Annotated in this window: 9 protein-coding genes; 3 read left to right on the top strand and 6 right to left on the bottom strand. The window is 50.0% G+C overall.

Annotation, left to right across the window (positions count from 1 at the left end; all coding sequences use genetic code 11):
* Positions 1-98: 98 nt before the first annotated feature.
* Positions 99-2,585: a bifunctional UDP-N-acetylmuramoyl-tripeptide:D-alanyl-D-alanine ligase/alanine racemase gene (locus F0P94_RS17985; RefSeq protein WP_150905654.1), complete on the top strand. Its 2,487-nt coding sequence runs from the start codon at positions 99-101 to the stop codon at positions 2,583-2,585.
* Between the two features lie 125 nt (positions 2,586-2,710).
* Here the strand turns inward: F0P94_RS17985 and F0P94_RS17980 are convergent, their stop codons facing one another.
* The gene (locus tag F0P94_RS17980) at positions 2,711-7,948 is read right to left on the bottom strand and encodes a T9SS type A sorting domain-containing protein (protein ID WP_150905652.1); all 5,238 of its coding nucleotides are present in this window, start codon (positions 7,946-7,948) and stop codon (positions 2,711-2,713) included.
* Between the two features lie 453 nt (positions 7,949-8,401).
* On the opposite strand from F0P94_RS17980, the gene F0P94_RS17975 reads away from it, so the two are divergent.
* Entirely contained in the window at positions 8,402-8,635 is a 234-nt protein-coding gene (locus F0P94_RS17975) for a FeoA family protein (RefSeq protein ID WP_150905649.1), read from the top strand.
* A 3-nt stretch (positions 8,636-8,638) separates the two neighbouring features.
* Positions 8,639-10,795, top strand: a complete 2,157-nt coding sequence (gene feoB, locus F0P94_RS17970; RefSeq protein ID WP_150905647.1) for a ferrous iron transport protein B — start codon at positions 8,639-8,641, stop codon at positions 10,793-10,795.
* Between the two features lie 373 nt (positions 10,796-11,168).
* Here feoB and F0P94_RS17965 read toward each other — a convergent pair whose 3' ends face one another.
* The 5 genes from F0P94_RS17965 to mnmH all read right to left on the bottom strand — a co-directional run bounded on the left by F0P94_RS17965 (position 11,169) and on the right by mnmH (position 17,029).
* Entirely contained in the window at positions 11,169-12,458 is a 1,290-nt protein-coding gene (locus tag F0P94_RS17965; protein WP_225307276.1) for a pyridoxal phosphate-dependent aminotransferase, read from the bottom strand.
* 399 nt (positions 12,459-12,857) lie between these two features.
* Positions 12,858-13,571 (bottom strand): SAM-dependent methyltransferase, encoded by a 714-nt coding sequence (locus F0P94_RS17960; protein ID WP_150905645.1) that lies wholly within the window; start codon positions 13,569-13,571, stop codon positions 12,858-12,860.
* Positions 13,572-14,000: 429 nt separating this feature from the next.
* Complete coding sequence (locus tag F0P94_RS17955) at positions 14,001-14,786, bottom strand: alpha/beta fold hydrolase (RefSeq protein ID WP_150905642.1); 786 nt, start codon at positions 14,784-14,786, stop codon at positions 14,001-14,003.
* Between the two features lie 7 nt (positions 14,787-14,793).
* Positions 14,794-15,846, bottom strand: coding sequence for a selenide, water dikinase SelD (gene selD, locus F0P94_RS17950; protein ID WP_150905640.1), 1,053 nt, complete (start codon positions 15,844-15,846; stop codon positions 14,794-14,796).
* Positions 15,847-15,985: 139 nt separating this feature from the next.
* A complete protein-coding gene (gene mnmH, locus F0P94_RS17945) occupies positions 15,986-17,029 on the bottom strand; it encodes a tRNA 2-selenouridine(34) synthase MnmH (RefSeq protein WP_150905637.1) in 1,044 nt (347 codons plus the stop codon).
* Positions 17,030-17,119 lie beyond the last annotated feature (90 nt).

Raw genomic sequence — 17,119 nt, 5'->3', positions numbered from 1 at the left:
CTTTTTTGTTTGGCAACGTTTCCACAAAACCAATTCCAAAACCATTCAACCTCGCTGCCGGTTTCGTACCTTTGCTGCCACTCATTTCCCGAAACGCTATGCTGACCTTTTCCGAACTTGCTCCCATTACCGAAGGCGTTGTTATGCAGTTTGTGCAGGAGCAAACGGTACACCACCTGCTTACCGACAGCCGCAAAATAACCCAACCGTCCGGCACGCTTTTCTTTGCCATTAAGGGCGCTTTCAACGACGGGCATGATTACGTTTCGGCTTTGTATGCGCGGGGCGTGCGGCAGTTTGTGGTGGAACGGGAAGATGCCATTCCGGGCGTGAAAGACGAAGACGGACTGGAGATGAGTTTCCCGGAAGCCAATTTTCTGAAAGTGGAAAACAGCCTGGATGCCCTGCAGCAAATTGCCCAATACCACCGCGAGCAGTTCTTCTTACCCGTGATCGGCATAACCGGCAGCAACGGCAAAACCATCGTAAAAGAATGGCTCGCGCAACTGTTAAGTCCGGACGAAAAAGTGGTGAAAAGCCCGCGTAGCTATAATTCCCAGATCGGTGTGCCGCTTTCCGTCTGGCAGATTGCCAGAACCCACACCCTCGGTATTTTCGAAGCCGGCATTTCCCAAACCGGCGAAATGGAGAAACTGCAAAAGATCATCCGGCCCACCATCGGCATTTTTACGAACGTAGGCCCGGCCCACGACGAAGGCTTCGAAAACCGGGAACAGAAAACTGCCGAGAAGCTTCGTCTTTTTTCTGACGCGGATATCCTGTTTTACAACGCCGAAGAAAAAACGCTCGATAAACTAGTAAAGCAGCTGAAAATAAAAACCTTTACCTGGTCTATGCAAGGCCCGGCCGATCTGCAGATCCTTGCGGCTATTCCTTCCGGCGATAAAACCCTGGTTTCCTATCAGTTTCAGGAAGAAGATTACCGGCTGGAAATTCCGTTTACCGATCCGGCTTCGGTGCAGAACGCGCTGCATTGCCTGGCGGTGCTGGCCTGGCGCGGCCTGTCCCCGGAAGTAATGCAGCAGCGTTTCGATAAGCTGCAGCCCGTGGCCATGCGCCTGGAAATGAAGGAAGCCATTCACAACTGCTACCTCATCGACGATACGTATAATAACGATCTGGCCGGCCTTTCCACCGCTTTGGACTTGCTCGTAAACCAGAAACGGCACCAGCAGAAAACGGTTATTCTTTCCGACCTGCTCGAATCGGGTTTAACCGAAGAAATGCTGTATTCCGAAGTGGCCGCCGCCCTGAATAACCGGCAGGTAAACCGTCTGATCGGGATCGGAAAAGTGATCAGCCGTAATAAAGAGAAATTCCGCGCCGGCACCGAGTTTTACGAAACTACCGCCGATTTCCTGGCCCATTTCAAAGCCGACCAGTTTCACAACGAAACCATTCTGGTAAAAGGGGCGCGGGTTTTCGGCTTCGAGAAAATAGTAGGGCTTTTTGGCAAAAAAGTGCACGGCACAGTACTGGAAGTAAACCTCGATGCCCTGGTGCACAACCTCAATTTCTACCGCGCCAAACTGCAGCCCGAAACCAGAATTATGGTTATGGTAAAGGCTTTTGCGTACGGCAGCGGTTCCTACGAAATTGCCAACCTGCTCCAGTTTCACCGCGTCGATTACCTGGCCGTGGCCTACGCCGACGAAGGCGTTTCCCTGCGCGAAAACGGGATCAGTTTGCCGATTATGGTCATGAATACCGCGCCGGATAATTTTGTGCAGTTACTACGTTATCACCTGGAACCGGAAATTTATTCGCTGAGCCAGCTACGCAGTTTTCTGGAGTTCATTCAAACCGAAAAATCCGCTCAATTTCATATTCACCTGAAACTCGATACCGGCATGCACCGCCTGGGGTTTGTGGAAGAAGAACTGGCAACGGTGTGCGATTTGCTGAAAACTGACGAACGGGTTAAAATTGCCAGCGTTTTCAGTCACCTGGCCGGCGCCGACGAAGCCATTTACAACGATTTCTCCCAACAGCAGATCGCCCTGTTCCGGCAAATGGCGCTTCAGATTGAAACGAATGTAGGCTACCCGGTCATCAAACACATTCTCAATTCGGCGGGTATCGTGCGTTTCCCGGAACACCACCTCGATATGGTTCGTCTGGGCATTGGCTTGTACGGCGTGGAAGCTACCGGTACGGAGCAAAGCGCCCTGCAAACCGTTGGTACCCTGAAAACCACTATTTCCCAGATAAAGGAAGTGCAGAAAGGCGATACGGTAGGCTACAGCCGCAAAGGTGTGGCCGAAACCGACCTGAGAACTGCCACCCTGGCCATTGGCTACGCTGATGGCTACGACCGCCGCTTCGGCAATGGTACCGGCGAAGTACTGATCAAAGGCCAGCGAGCGCCCCTTATCGGGAACGTTTGCATGGATATGTGCATGGTAAACATAAGTGGTTTGAAAGATATTGAAGAAGGCGATGAAGTAACCGTTTTCGGGCCGGAGCTTTCCATTACCGAACTGGCCAAAAGGATAGGCACCATTCCCTACGAGCTCTTAACGAACGTAAGCCCCCGGGTAAAACGGGTTTTTTATGCCGAATAAATAGCGTTTCCATCGGGGAGGTAGCCATTGAAGCTGAATTTTCTGATGCTTTATGCTGATGTCCTTTTAAACAAAAAGCCCCGGCAACTTGCCGGGGCTTTTCAGTTAAGGTACTATCAGGAAGTTTATTCCACAATGATCTTCTTCATGGTAGAAGCACCCTGGGTAGTTACTTTAAGCAGGTAAATACCTTTGGCAGCTTTGCTGAGATCAAGGCTTGTGTTGTCCCTGGTTTCTTTGCTCAGGATTCTTCTGCCGGTCAGGTCGGTTACTTCCAGTTGGTAAACTTTGCCTTCCGGCAGGCTCACCTGGAAGATACCAGCCGATGGGTTCGGATAAACATTCACCTGTCCGGCCAGTAAACCTTTGCTTACTCCGCTTGGAGAGGCAGCCACTCTGCGAATCCGGATGTTGTCTATCAGGTTAGCAGTTCCTGTGCCATTAGCATACGGCTCAGACACGCTCGATTCAAAACCGATCTGGATGTTTGGCAGGTTGGCATACTGCAGCAGGCTGATCTTGATCGGGGTCCAGTTGGTAGTTCCGCCGGTGCCGGAGAACGGCGGACGGTAGGTGTTGGCCGGAGTGGTCTGGTTGCCGCCAACCGGGGTACCGTTCACGGTTACGCGGAAGTTGGTGTTGGCACTGGCTCCTTTGTAGAGCTGCTTCAGATCAAAGTACAGCCACAGTGAGTCGTTCTGGCCGTTGCTGGTCGGATTAAAGCACAGGTACGTGCCGGCAAAGTTATCCAGGTTATTGGTCCACGGGTTAACCGTGCCGGCAGGAATGGTCCAGCCGGTAGCTGAAGTGGCATCCATAATCATACCTTTGGTGCCTGTGCCAAAGCTGGCGCCAGTTCCTTCGGTCACATTACCTTTGGTGCCTTTTACTACCCGCATAATCGACAGGTCGGTGGTAGCGGTTTCAAAGTCGATTACCGGTGGCATACCCGTTAAAGTAGCGTTGGTAATGGTGTAGGTAATGGTGTTGTTAGTAGCATTCGGATCGCCGTTGCCGGTAATGGTTACCACAATTGTGTGCGGGCCTGGGGCAGAAAGGTTCGCGCCCTGGGCAAAGGTGAAGGTAGTTGGAGAGTTCGGGGCCAGCGTACCGGTAAAGGTTTCTGTTACCGCAGTGCCGCCGTCTACCGTGTACGACATGGTAAAGCCGGTGGCATTCAGGCCGCCCAGGTTATCGATCATTACCTGAACCTGCTCGTTGTTGGTAAAGCCGCAGATCTTGGTTAATGGGGTAAAGGAAGTAATACCTAGATCTACTGCGCCAATGTTGTAGAAGCGTACGTCGTCAATGGCCATGTCACCTTCAAAGCTGTTGCCGCGGGTTCCTTTGAAGCGGATCTTTACCATGCCGGTATAACCTGCCAGGCTGATGGTGCGCTTCAACCAAGGGTCAGACTCGCTGGTCTGCTGCTGGCCGGTGAAGGTATGCAGCGTGGTCCAGGTAGTGCCGTTGTTGGTAGTTACGTCAATATCCATCGAGCCCATGGCAGTGCCGGCCATGTGGTACCAGAATTCAAAGCCAGGGGTTGATAAGCCTGTCAGGTCAATGCATGGGGAGATCAGTTCGGCAATGTCTCCGGTTGAGCCGGAAGAAGCTTCGGTGTAAACAAATTTACCGCCTGCTGCGCCGGTTGTATGGTCTACGTTCGGGCCGGTATCGGTTGAGGAAGTCGGGCCGTCTTCTACTTCCCAGCGGAAACCGGTAGCAGGTGTAATGCTCCAGCCGGCCGGCAAGGTGCCCGGTGCGCCTGCAGTAGAAGTTTCAAAATCCTGGGTATGTGGGAACACGTTGATGAGCGGGTTGGCAACTACCTTGGTCAAGGTGTTATTGCTTGGGTCGCCATCGTTTGCCAGGTTGGTAGTGAAAGTGAAGTTATAGTTACCGCCGGCAGCCAAGTTGGCGCGGGTGGTAAAGCAGTAATTCAGGCTAGCGCCCGGAGCAATCGGGGTGCTTACCGTTTCGGTTACAACCGGGTTGTTGCCGATCTGATAAGAAACAGGGAAGGAAGTAGTGGCTGCCGAACCGTAGTTCGTAATGCTAATACACACCTGCTCGGTAGTGGTGAAACCGCAGCCGGAAAGCGCCGGAGCGGTCAGGGCTACCACACCAACATCGTTGGCCGGAGATTCAAAGATGCTCACATCATCAAAGGCAAAGCCGTTGTCCTGAACAATACCATCGGAGCCGAAAGCGATGCGCAGCAATACGGAAGATTGTCCGCCCAGGCCGGTTAAGGCGTGCTTGGCGGTTAACCAGCCACCGGAACCATTGTTGGAAGTGGCATTTCCGCTCCAGCCTTCTTTCACGCCGCCGCCTACACCTGGCCCAAATGTACTGTTGTTGTTGTACCAGTTGTTCGGGTCGCCGAAAGCGCCCACATGCTGCCAGGTAACGCCGCCATCAATGGAAGACTGCAGGGCCGCCTTTTCGTAATTGTTTTCCATGTTCCACCAGATCTTCAGGGTAATGATCGGCTGAACCAGAGAGCTAAGGTTAAAGCAAGGGCCTACCACCTGCGATTGCTCACTGGCATTATAGTCTCCCGTCAGGTTGGTTACCCAGGATTTGGTACCGGAGCCGGCAGAATTAATAACGCTTTTGGCTGGGGTACCCAATGCCCACGAGGAGCTTGTTCCGCCAGCAACCCAGCCGCCGTTTCCGGCTTCAAAGTTCTCGAAGTACGGGTAGGTGGAAATGCTTGGAATTGCAGTTACCGTTTTGGTAAAGGCATCGTTAGCAGCTAATCCATCGCCGCTTAAGTTCGTCTGAGCTACAATGGTGTAAGTGCCGGCTGTGCCCAGGTTAGCCTTTGTGGTAAAGCTGTAAGTGGCAGATTGGCCTGCCGCAATGGTTCCGCTATAATTTTCGGTAACCGCATTGCCGCCATTAATGGTATAGCTTACCGGAAATCCGGAGATCGGCGTAGTACCAGAATTCTGAATGGTGATGGTAATGGTTTCCTGGCTGGTCATGCCGCAGCCCGATACCGGAGAAGAAATAGCTGAAACGCCCGCGTCGATAGCGGCCGGTGTAAATTCATAAGCCCCGGCATCCGGAGTTGTGGTGCTGCGGGTAGCGCCTGTAACATCTTGTAGCACGCCGGTTCCCGGCTGTCCGATATTGTTCACAGCGCCCGATGTAGGTATTAAGTTGCCGTTAGTAAGATTTACGAACTGCGGATTAGCAGAAACAGAATTCTGGTCGTAAGCATTGCCGTTAGCTGTCTGCCAGTCGGCCAGGGTTGCGCGGTTGGTAGAGTAGTAGCCAATGCCGCTGGAGCTGGAACCGCCGCTTACGTACAGCACGTTGTTGTTCGAAGTAATAGTGGAAGTAGTGGTACCAAAATACAGGGCGTGCTTGGTGCCGGAAGTGCCGGTTACAATGCTCACAATGTTGTTGATGAACCTTACGTTGGTAGCAGCTGTGGTCTGGTAGAAGCCACGAACCGTTCCGGTATTGGCAGAATTATTAATGCTGATGCTATTGTGGTAGAAATGGGAACCATCACTTCCGCCGGAATAAATGCCATAGATCCAGCCGGTATTGTTAATATCATAGATCAGGTTGTTGCTGATGATGTTTTCCGAGCCGGTTGGAGCATCGGATCCGGTAATGTAGATCGGGTAAACATCTCCGGTAAGGGAAGAGGCTGCCCCGTGAGTATTATGGATGCGGTTCTTTACAATATCCACATTAATATTACCGGTGCTCAGGTAAATACCATAGTAAAAACCTGCATTGGTCCGGGTAGGCCGGCTGATATCGTTTCCTTCAATTAAGGTACCGGTGGTATAGTAGTTGTAAATACCATAATAGTATTGGTCGCGGAGTGTATTGCCAATGAACTGGTTATTGTTCTGGGTGGCAGTAGTTGAAACACTGTAGTTATAAATTCCATAGTAACCGCCAATAATGGTGTTGTTCTGGAAAGTGTTGTTGTTGTTGCTGCCCGTATAAATATAAACCGCATAAGAAGTAGCGGTAGAAGTAAGGCTGCCGGTGTGGCGGATGGTGTTTCCGGTGAAAATATTGTTTTCCGCGCCATTGGTTAAATGCACCACCTGACCGGAGGTAGCCGTTGGCAGGGCTTCAATGGTCAGGTTATTTACCCGAACATACTTAGCGCCGTTAAGTTGTAGGGCAGCGCTTGTGCTTACTGCACCTGTTAAGGTATTTCCGTTGCCGTTAATGGTGATAGTATTAGTAGCAGAAGTGCCTGGAATAGCCGGGATAACCATATTTTCGTTATATGGGCCGGAGCCTGTAGCCACATTGAATACAATTGGGCCGCTCGCACCACCACACTCGATAGAACCGATAGCTGCTGCAAAGCTCTGGAAGCTTGTAGCCGAAGCCGGTGCGTTTTTATCGATGGTGAAGGTTCCGGATACCGGGGTAGCGGTAGTTGTTACCTGTACCGGAGTCGAGTTGGCTGTTTGTCCGCTGCAGGTTAATTGTGCGCGGTAGTGGGTGGTAGTAGCTTGCGTGGTATTTAAGAAACTGGCGGTTGCGCCGGCAATGTTAGTCCAGCCAGTGGTGCCATTTGCAGAGGACTGCCACTGGTAAGTCAAACCTAAAGTGTTGCCCATTCCGCCGCTGGTGCCTGTAAGGCTTAACCGGAAGTTAGTGTTAGGACAAACAGTGGCAACGGAGCTGACAGCTTGCCCAGCGTTAGGTGGGGTAACACAAGGGGTTGCCTGTTTGAAATGAATTCGGCCGGTGAAAGCACGCGGAGTATTCGTCGGATTTGGAAAAGCGCCTCCGAAGCCTACTGCGGCTGTACCAACTGTCGCATCGTAAACTTTTAAATTTACACCGCCTGCGCTTAAAACAGACGGTGATGGCACCGGAGAAGCGCCGCTATAATTTACGCCCAGTGAGGTTTGTAGCGCGAACCGATATTGTGTACCAGCCGGAATAACGAAAGTAAGATTGGTTAAAGCCGGATAATAAGCGTTTGAGGTTACAGCTACCGCAGGACCCGTGGCAATACTTGTCCAGTCCGGTGCAGCAATGGTTGGGGCACCGGAAAGAGAGGTTGATGAATACCAAAGGGTTGGAATGGTGCCATTGTAAGTGGTTTCCCAATACATATCTACACCGGTAAGAATAATGTCGTAGTTATTGGTGTTTTCCACTACAAACGTAATGGCAGCATTGCCGCCTACTCCGTTTCCACCAGTAAAATTAGTGCCGGTTTCCGTAGAAATAGTAGTGGTCTGGGCCAAGGCCCCCTGATAAGCGCTGAAAAGGAAAAGCAGCAGCAGCGTTAGAAAACGGCTTGCTCTTCCTTTAAATAAGAGAACTGGCGCCCTGAGTGAAGCGTGTAGAGTTTTTCTCATAAATAATAAGTTGTTGGTTGGAAATTTATTAAGGCTTCTAAATATATTATAGTTTTATTGGAATGCCAAAGAAAATTTAGGAAACGAAAGATATTTTGAATTAAAGCGGCCTGATTGGTTTATTTGTAGAACATTAATTCAGTCTTGCATTATGAGTGGCGGCAGGTTCTGTTCCTCGAAATATGCTTAGCGGAGATGTTCTATTCCTGGCCGGAAAGGTATAGTTTTGGTAATAAAAAGCCAGGCGTGGAAATCACAGGGCTGGATAGCATTTGTAGTAAGCACTCTGCAACAGGTAATTAAAAATGAGGGCTTTGTTGGTAGGGAAGCAGACCAGGGTATAAGACTTAGATCCAGGCTCCGCTTCTAAAAAACGCTACCCTTTTTGGAATAAAAAGAAACCCGTTGTATCTTGCATCTGTTTATACTGAGTCTAAATAAGAATAAGCAGCGGTGCAGAGAGAAGAAAAAAGCGTTCGGGATTTAAAGATTGGGGAATCGGGTACTATTTGTTGCCTGAAAGATCCGGAAATGGGGTTGAAATTGCTCGAGATGGGCTGCATTCCGGGTACAACGGTTAAACTCAACAGCCGCGCCCCACTCGGCGACCCCATTACTATTATCGTGAACGATTACACCCTTTCGCTGCGTTTAGATGAAGCAGAAACCATTCTGCTGAAAGGTTAGTCTATGCCAGAAGTCCTCATTTCCCCGGAAGAAATACGGGCGCGCCAAAGTTCGCCCCAGAACCGGGTTCCCCGGATCGCGCTGATCGGAAACCCGAATTCCGGCAAAACCTCGCTCTTTAACCAACTAACCGGCTTAAACCAGAAAGTAGGCAATTTCCCCGGTGTTACCGTCGATAAAAAAACCGGCATCAGCCAGCTTACGCCCAGCCTCAAAGCGCAGATCATCGACCTTCCCGGCACGTATTCGCTTTACCCGAAGTCGCTGGACGAAAAGGTGATCATCGACCTGATCCACAACAAAAAGTCAGAAGCTTACCCCGACCTGATCATTGTAACGGCCGATGCTTCGAACCTGAAACGCAACCTGCTGCTCTTTACCCAACTCGCCGATCTTGGTTTGCCCTTGGTGCTAGCCCTGAACATGATGGACGTGGCAGAAGAGCACGGCGTGCAGATAAACGTAGAGCAACTGCAGCAGGATTTGGGCGTGCCGGTTATTCCGATGAACGCCCGCAAAGGCATTGGCATTGCGGCGCTTAAAATTCTGGCTTCGCAGCAACTGACCGGCTTAAACCAGCCTTTTTATAAAATTCCCGAAGAGCTGCTCACGCTGGTGCGCCAGATCCGGTATTACTTCGAACTGAAAAACGATTACCTGGCGCTGCATTACGCGCACCAGTACAAAAAATTAAGCTTTCTTTCCGACGACGATAAAAGCTACATCGAAGACCTGCTGAAGGAAAATAAATTCGATTCGAACACGCTGCAGGCCACCGAAACCATTGAGCGCTACACGGTTATAAACGGGTTGCTGCTCGATTCGGTACGGGTGGTGAAAGCAGAAAAGAACGAACAGTTCAGCAACAAGCTCGATAAAGTTCTTACCCACAAGGTTTTCGGTTACCTTATTTTCTTTGCCGTATTGTTCCTGATGTTTCAGGCCATTTTTGCCTGGGCCAGCTACCCGATGGACCTGATCGACGCCGGCATCGGGGCCTTGAACGGCTTTATTCATGAGCGCGTCAGCGGCCCGCTGGTCGATCTTTTAACCGAAGGCATTATTGCCGGCCTCGGCGGGATTCTGATCTTTATTCCCCAGATCGCTATTTTGTTTGCCTTTATTGCCATTCTGGAAGAAACCGGTTACATGGCCCGCGTTACGTTTATGATGGACAAGATCATGCGCAAATTCGGGCTGAGCGGTAAAAGCGTGGTGCCTCTTATTTCCGGCGCTGCCTGTGCCGTGCCGGCCATTATGAGTACGCGCACCATCGATAACTGGAAAGACCGCATAATCACGATCTTCGTGACGCCGCTTATGAGTTGTTCGGCCCGCATCCCGATCTATACCGTTATCATTGCCCTGATCATTCCAGAAAGATATTATTTTGGCTTCCTGAATTTGCAGGGCATTGTACTCATGGGCATGTATCTGCTCGGGTTTGTGGCCGCTTTGCTTTCGGCCATGGCGCTGAAATTCTTCCTGAAAACCAAAGAGCGGAGTTTCTTCATCATGGAATTCCCGACCTACAAAATGCCGCGCTGGAAAAACGTGGGTTTAACGATTGTAGAAAAAGTAAAAGCGTTCGTTTTCCAGGCCGGTAAAGTAATTCTGGCCATTTCGGTTATTCTGTGGGTAATGGCTACTTACGGCCCCGGAAACGCTATGGAAAATGCCGAAAAAACGGCTTTAACTGAAGCCCAAAAGCTGAACCTGACCGAAGAAGAAACCGCCAATAAAATTGCTTCCTACAAACTCGAGTCATCCTACGCCGGCGAATTCGGTCACTTCATCGAGCCGGCCATCCGCCCGATGGGCTACGACTGGAAAATCGGCATTGCCCTGCTGACTTCTTTTGCCGCCCGCGAAGTTTTTGTAGGCACTATGGCCACCATTTACAGCGTTGGCGCCGACGAAGAAGAGGCCACCATTCAGCAGAAATTAGCCATGGAAAAAGACGAGAACGGGGAAATGTTCTTCAACCCGGCGCGTGGCTTTTCGCTGCTGCTTTTCTATGCGTTTGCCATGCAGTGCATGAGTACCATTGCCGTAGTGTACCGCGAAACCAAAGGCTGGAAATGGCCGATTATTCAAATGCTGTACATGAGCGGTCTGGCGTATCTTTCGGCCTGGGCGGTTTATTCCTGGCTTTCGTGACCCAACCCAACAGCTAAAAACAGACGCTTTTTTTCTATTGCAGCAATGATTTAGCAACTGAGATTGCGCAGCAAGATTAAAGGTTAAAGCATGTCGCAGGTTTAGGCGCAGCCGTAACTTGTGACTTTTTTGATAGCTAGTTTGTAAAGGCGGAAGCTGCTGATCAAAAATTTCAGTATCCCAAAGCAGACTAAATGTTTGCCTTGCAGGCAAGGTCAGTTGCAAACTGACCCATGATTTAGTCACAAGTTACGGCTGCGCCTAAACTTGCGACATGTTGGGAATTCAGCCACAATGAAACGGTTCTGCTTTAAACAAAAGCGCCTGCAGCAATTTTTACTGCAGGCGCTTTTATTTAAACCAACTTTCAAAATTACTGTAGCTTTGCCAGGAAGTTCTCCAGTTTCGAGAGCATTTCGGGGATTTCTTCGGTTTTGCTCGTGCCCACGCTCAGGCGGTACCAGGGCGAATCGGGACTAGCGCCGAAGGCGTAGAACGGCACAAGGGCCAGTTTAGCTTCGCTTAAAAGCAGATCGGTAACCATGCCTTGGTTTTCTAATTTCCGGCCCTGATAGATTTTACCCACGAGATCCATTCGGATGGTGAGGTAAATGGCGGCCTGGGGCGTAATGGCATCCAGGGCGTAGCCATTTTCTTTCAGGGCAATGATGCCCTGGTACACGGCCCACAAACGTTCCTCCAGTCTGGCTTTGAATTCGGTTAGAAAAGTATTGATGGCGTCTGGCTGCAGCAGGAAACCGGCGGCTGCTTTCTGTTCGGCCATGGGCGCCCAAGCTCCGATGTGGCTGAGCAGGGCTTTCATTTTGCTGATCACGTTTGCCGGCCCCAAGGACCACCCCACCCGTACCCCGGTTGCCGCAAACGCTTTCGACATGCCATCAATAAAAATGGTATAGGCTTTCATTTCCGGCCGTAAGGAAACCGGGTTAAAGTGTTGGGTATTGCCGTAGGTCAGGGTGAAATAGATCTGATCGAACATGACGTAGAGCTTTTTTTCTTCCGGACCGCGACGTTTGTTTTCGGCCAGTACCAGGTCACAGATCTTTTTTAGTTCTTCTTGACTGAAAGTGGTGCCGGTCGGGTTTTGCGGGGTGCAGAGGCAAAGTAAGGCGGCACCCTGCATGTGAGGTTCCAGTTGGGCAGCTGTAGGCATGAAATTGTTTTCCGGCAAGGCTTCTATTACGCAATGCGCACCGCCGGTCATGTGCACGTAATGGTTGTTGTTCCAGGATGGCACGGCGTAAATTACCTTGTCTCCCGGATCTACTACGGTGCGGAAAAGGGCATAAATCAGCGGCCGGCCGCCGCTGGCGATCTGGATTTCGGAGATGTCGTAGGTCAGGCCTTCCCGTTCCTGGATGAATTGGGCCACCGCCTGCCGGAGTTCCATTACACCTTCGCCGGGAGGATAATTGGAATAATGGTGCTGATAACTGTCGATGATGCCGGCTTCGAGCTCCCAGGGAATGGGAAAAATATTCGGATCGAAATCGCCGATGGTGTAGTTGTAGATCTTTTCGCCATTGCGGATGCGGGCGCTGATCTGGTTGCCTAAACGGACAATTTCGGAGCCGATGAGGGTTTCGGCAAGCTGGCTTAATCTGGTCATGGCAAAAGAAGATGGGTGGTAAGGATAGAACATAAAAAAAGCTTACCAGTTTTGGCAAGCTTTCGGTTTATGCTGAAAAATTCACTAGCTGATATTGCGCTGACTTTAATTGTCTGAACACGATTTTAAGGATTGAAAAGATGGACAGGATTTTATTCCGGGGAGAAATATTCAAATTCCGGAAAAAAGCGGGCTGAGTTAAAAGGAGAGAATTGCGATCAAAGCACGGTAAAAGTTTTGAAATGAAGACTAAGTTTAAAGCAGCAGTTTCGGCTACCTTTTAACTTTCCTTATCTGCTTCCGCTCCGGGTTTGTAGTAATATTTTTTGCGAAAAATCTTGTTCATCTTTTCAATCCTATAAATCTTAGTTCAAACAAAAGCAGGTCAAATAAAGGCAAACCAGTACTTTTCAAGCCCGAAATCCTATCGTTTTAAATGCCTTTGTAGATCAGAAAAACCGTTGGGATTTTGTGCAGGTCGGGCAGTTTTTGTTTCCATTCGGCTACGGTTTTGGTTTGCAGCAATTCGTCCGGCGCGGTAATGTTGGCGGCTATGCACAATCTTGTTCCCGGGCTTAACGTGCTCATTAAATCGGAAAGAAGCTGGTTGTTGCGGTAAGGGGTTTCCATGAAGATCTGGGTCTGGTCGCGTTTCAGCATTTCCGCTTCTAAATTCCTGATGGCCTGAAAGCGCTGCTTTTTATCGATGGGAATATAACCGTGAAAGGCAAAACTCTGTCCGTTAAAACCTGAACCCATCAGCGCCAGCAAAATAGCCGAAGGCCCCACCAAAGGCACCACTTTTATCCCGAACTGATGCGCATATTTGGCCAGTTCCGCCCCTGGATCGGCAATTCCTGGACAACCTGCTTCGGAAATGACGCCCCCGTTTCTTCCTTCTAAAATAGGTTGCAGGGCTTTCTTTACTTCTGCCGCCGGAGTGTCTTTATCTACCACCGTAAACTGCAGCTGCTCGATCACTTTTTCCGGCGAAATGGTTTTCACGAACCGGCGGGCCGTGCGCGCATTTTCTACCAGGAAATAATCGAGGCCGGCTACGCAATTGATAACCTGAGGCGGAATGACCTCCTTGGCTGTGTCTTCGGCTAAAACCGTGGGAATGAGGTAGAGAGTGCCTTTGTTCAAGAGAAGGAAGGTTAAAGTTTAAAAAGCATTAGATAGGTAATAAAAGAGGTAACTTTAATTGTCATTCTGAAAGAATCTTCTGACTTCGAAGCACAGAATTCACAAGATTCTTCCTGAATGATAGGTAGTGTAGGGGTATTTTATTTTAAAGGACCTTTACACAAAACACTACTGTTTTCAGCACTGCTCTTTAGGGTTTTAAATCCCGTAGCAAGTGTTAGAAAGATTTGCAAACCGACTTTTAAGCCGAATAGTTTAGTGTTTTATAGCCAGCTTTAGTGCCAGGCGGATTACAAATCCGCAACTCAAAACTTCCGGATTACAAATCCGAAAGAGCTTTTTTGTGTTGTAGGGTTGCAAATCCGGAAGAGCTTTTTCATTTTGTACCTAAAAAGTTATCATTCTATGCTAAAAAAGTCTTGTGTCTTGCTACCTGATACTTGTGTCTAAAACCTGCTTCAGAAAATTCATTACAATGTCGTAGAACTTCTCCGGGGCTTCGGCGTGTACCCAGTGGCCGGCTTCTTCGATGGTTTCTATTCTGGCGGCCGGAAAGTATTCCTTGATGGTGGCAGTGTCTTCGGGTTTAATGTACCGGGACCGGCCGCCGCGAATAAACAGGGTCGGTTTCGGGAAGGAAGAAGCCAGTTGAATGTTGTTGGTGAGCTTGTCGATGTTTTCTTCTACGGCCTGCAGGTTTGCGCGCCAGGCGAAGGTGTTGTCTTCTTTGCGGTACAGGTTCTTAAGCAGGAACAAACGCGTATCGGCTTCCGGCACGTAAGCTTTCAATTGTTCGTCGGCCTCGTTCCGGCTTTTCAGGCTGGCCAGGTCAATGGCTTTCAGGCCGGCAATGATTTCGTCGTGGTGCGGCGGGTAAGATTTTGGCGCAATGTCTACTACGATCAACTCCGAAAGCAGCTCCGGGTTTTGCAGCGCGAATTGCATCGCCGCTTTGCCGCCCATGCTGTGGCCCATGATGATCGGGTCCTGCAGGTTTTCGCTTTCCACAAATTCTTTTATGTCGTCGGCCATGAGCTGGTAATCGAACGCGGCGCTGTGTTCGGTGCGGCCGTGGTTGCGCATGTCTGCGAGGTAAACTTTGTGCGTTTCGGAAAAGCGGCGGCCCAGCGTTTGCCAGTTATCGGAAGTGCCGAAAAGGCCGTGCAGAATTACGAAAGGGCGGCCTTCGCCGAGGGTGCGGAAGTGTAGATTCATAATAGGGTTACTTTATTTGAATGCGTTCGGTTGCGCCGGTAGCAGCGGTCAGTTTTCCGAAAGCTTCTAATTGCAGGCCAAAGTTCGCAAAAACTTCCTGAACTTCTTCCCGGTTTTCCGGCTGCACGGCCACCAGTAAACCGCCGGAAGTTTGCGGATCACAGAGGTAATGTTTCTGTTCGTCAGTAAGCGGGCCGACTTTATGGCCGTAGCTGTCGAAGTTGCGGTTGGTACCTCCGGGAATGGCTTTCTGCAAACGATATTCTTCGGCTTCGGCAATTTTCGGCACTTTGCCGAATTCTATTTCGGCGTTCAGGTTGCTGCCTTCGCACATTTCGCTTAAGTGACCCAGTAAACCGAAACCGGTTACATCGGTCAGGGCTTTTACGCTCTTGAGTTTGCCTAATTCCGCGCCGATTTTATTCAGCTGCATCATTTGCTTTGGCGCGATCTGGGCGTGTTCCGGTTGCAATAGGCCTTTTTTCTGCGCAGTGGTTAAAATGCCTACACCGAGCGGTTTGGTCAGGTAAAGCTCACAGCCTTCGGTAGCCGTGTTGTTCTGTTTCAGGTTTTCAATTTGCACCATCCCGGTAACGGCCAACCCAAAAATGGGCTCCGGTGAATCGATGGAATGGCCGCCGGCCAGCGGAATACCGGCCTGGTGGCACAAATGCCGGCTGCCTTCAATTACACGCTTTGCCACTTCCGGCGCCAGTTTGTCGATCGGCCAACCTAAAACCGCAATCGCCATCAGCGGTTTCCCGCCCATGGCATACACATCGGAAATGGCGTTTGCCGAGGCGATCTGCCCGAAATCGAAGGCATCGTCCACAATCGGCATGAAAAAATCGGTGGTGCTGATAATGGCTTGTCCGTTGCCGATGTCGTAAACCGCCGCATCGTCGCGCGAATCGTTGCCAACCAGCAGGTTTTTATCTTTGGGGATTTCTATGGCGGAATGCAGGATCTGGTCGAGGATTTTCGGCGAGATTTTGCAGCCGCAGCCCGCGCCGTGGCTGTATTGAGTAAGTTTTATTTCGGAGATTTCTATATCTGACATGAATTCTAGTTTAAAATTTTTGTGTTTGCTGGTGCGAGCCTCCGGCTCGTATCTATTTAATTCAGCTTTTAATTCCTTGTTTAGCTCTTAAAAAAGTAGCATAGGTACGAGCCGGAGGCTCGCACCAGCATTCAGTCTTTTACCTCAAAAGCATACCATTTTTCTTCGCAACGTTCAGCAGTATTTCCGCATTTTCAGCAGCATTGGTTGTTTCAAGCGGTACGTTTATGATCTGAATGTTTTCTTTGTGGTCGAGCTCGAACTGGTAAGCTTTGTCGTAGTAAACCAACGCAATCTCCACCATCTTTTCCATATCGCCGGCTTCGATGGCAGCTAAGGCTTCTTTGGTAGACAGGCCACCCAGACGTTTCTGGATTTTAGTGATGGAACCAGACAGAACCTCTTTTTTAACTTTACAATATTCTTCCGCCAGTTTCTTTACCCGGACTTCCCGCGGAATCTCCAGTTTTAAGACCGGGGCGGCGCGCATCTGTTCGTGGAATGGCTTGGGAACGTTCACTTTTCCAATACTGATGCTTTCGTCTTCGAGCCAGGTAGTTTTGCTTACGTTTAAAGCAGCTAATTCCAGAGCCAGGTCGTTTTCGAATTGCTCGATGGTTCCCTGCGGGGGCATACCGATGGTGCCGAAAGCCGAGCCTTTGTGGTTGGCTAGTTTTTCCAGATCGATCACCGGTTCGTTCAGCTTAATAAGTTCAGTCAGGATTTCGGTTTTGCCGCTGCCGGTTGCCCCGCCAATTAAAAGCAAGCGGTATTTCTTTCCGAATTGTTCCAGTGCATAATGGCGGTAGCTTTTATACCCGAAATCGAGCAGATGCACCTTGAAACCGGCCAGGTCCAGAAGCCAGGCTACGCTTTGGCTCCGCATGCCCCCGCGCCAGCAATGTAGCAGCACTTCTTTTCCCGGCGCCAGCTTTTTTGCCTGCTTTACCATAGCGCTCATGTTCGGCCCGAAAAAATCCAGTCCCATCAGCACCGCTTTTTCCTGCGAAATCTGTTTGTAAGCCGTGCCGATCTGGTGGCGTTCTTCGTCGGAAAAAAGCGGAAAACTTAAGGCGCCCGGAATATGGCCGGCCGCAAACTCTTTCGGCGAACGGATATCGAGCAGCGGCAGGTGTTCTTTTAAAGAAAGAACTTCGGAAATAGGAATTCTATTGATCGGCATATTGGACCCCACCCCGGCCCTCCCCTAAAAACAGGGGAGGAGGACTCGGTTAGCAGGTTTTTTAATTTTGAAGCAATCTTTGCTTGAACT

Origin of the sequence: Adhaeribacter soli (assembly GCF_008727925.1) — a bacterium.
Lineage (GTDB): Bacteria > Bacteroidota > Bacteroidia > Cytophagales > Hymenobacteraceae > Adhaeribacter_A > Adhaeribacter_A soli.
This window is presented reverse-complemented; position numbering and strand designations above follow the sequence as displayed.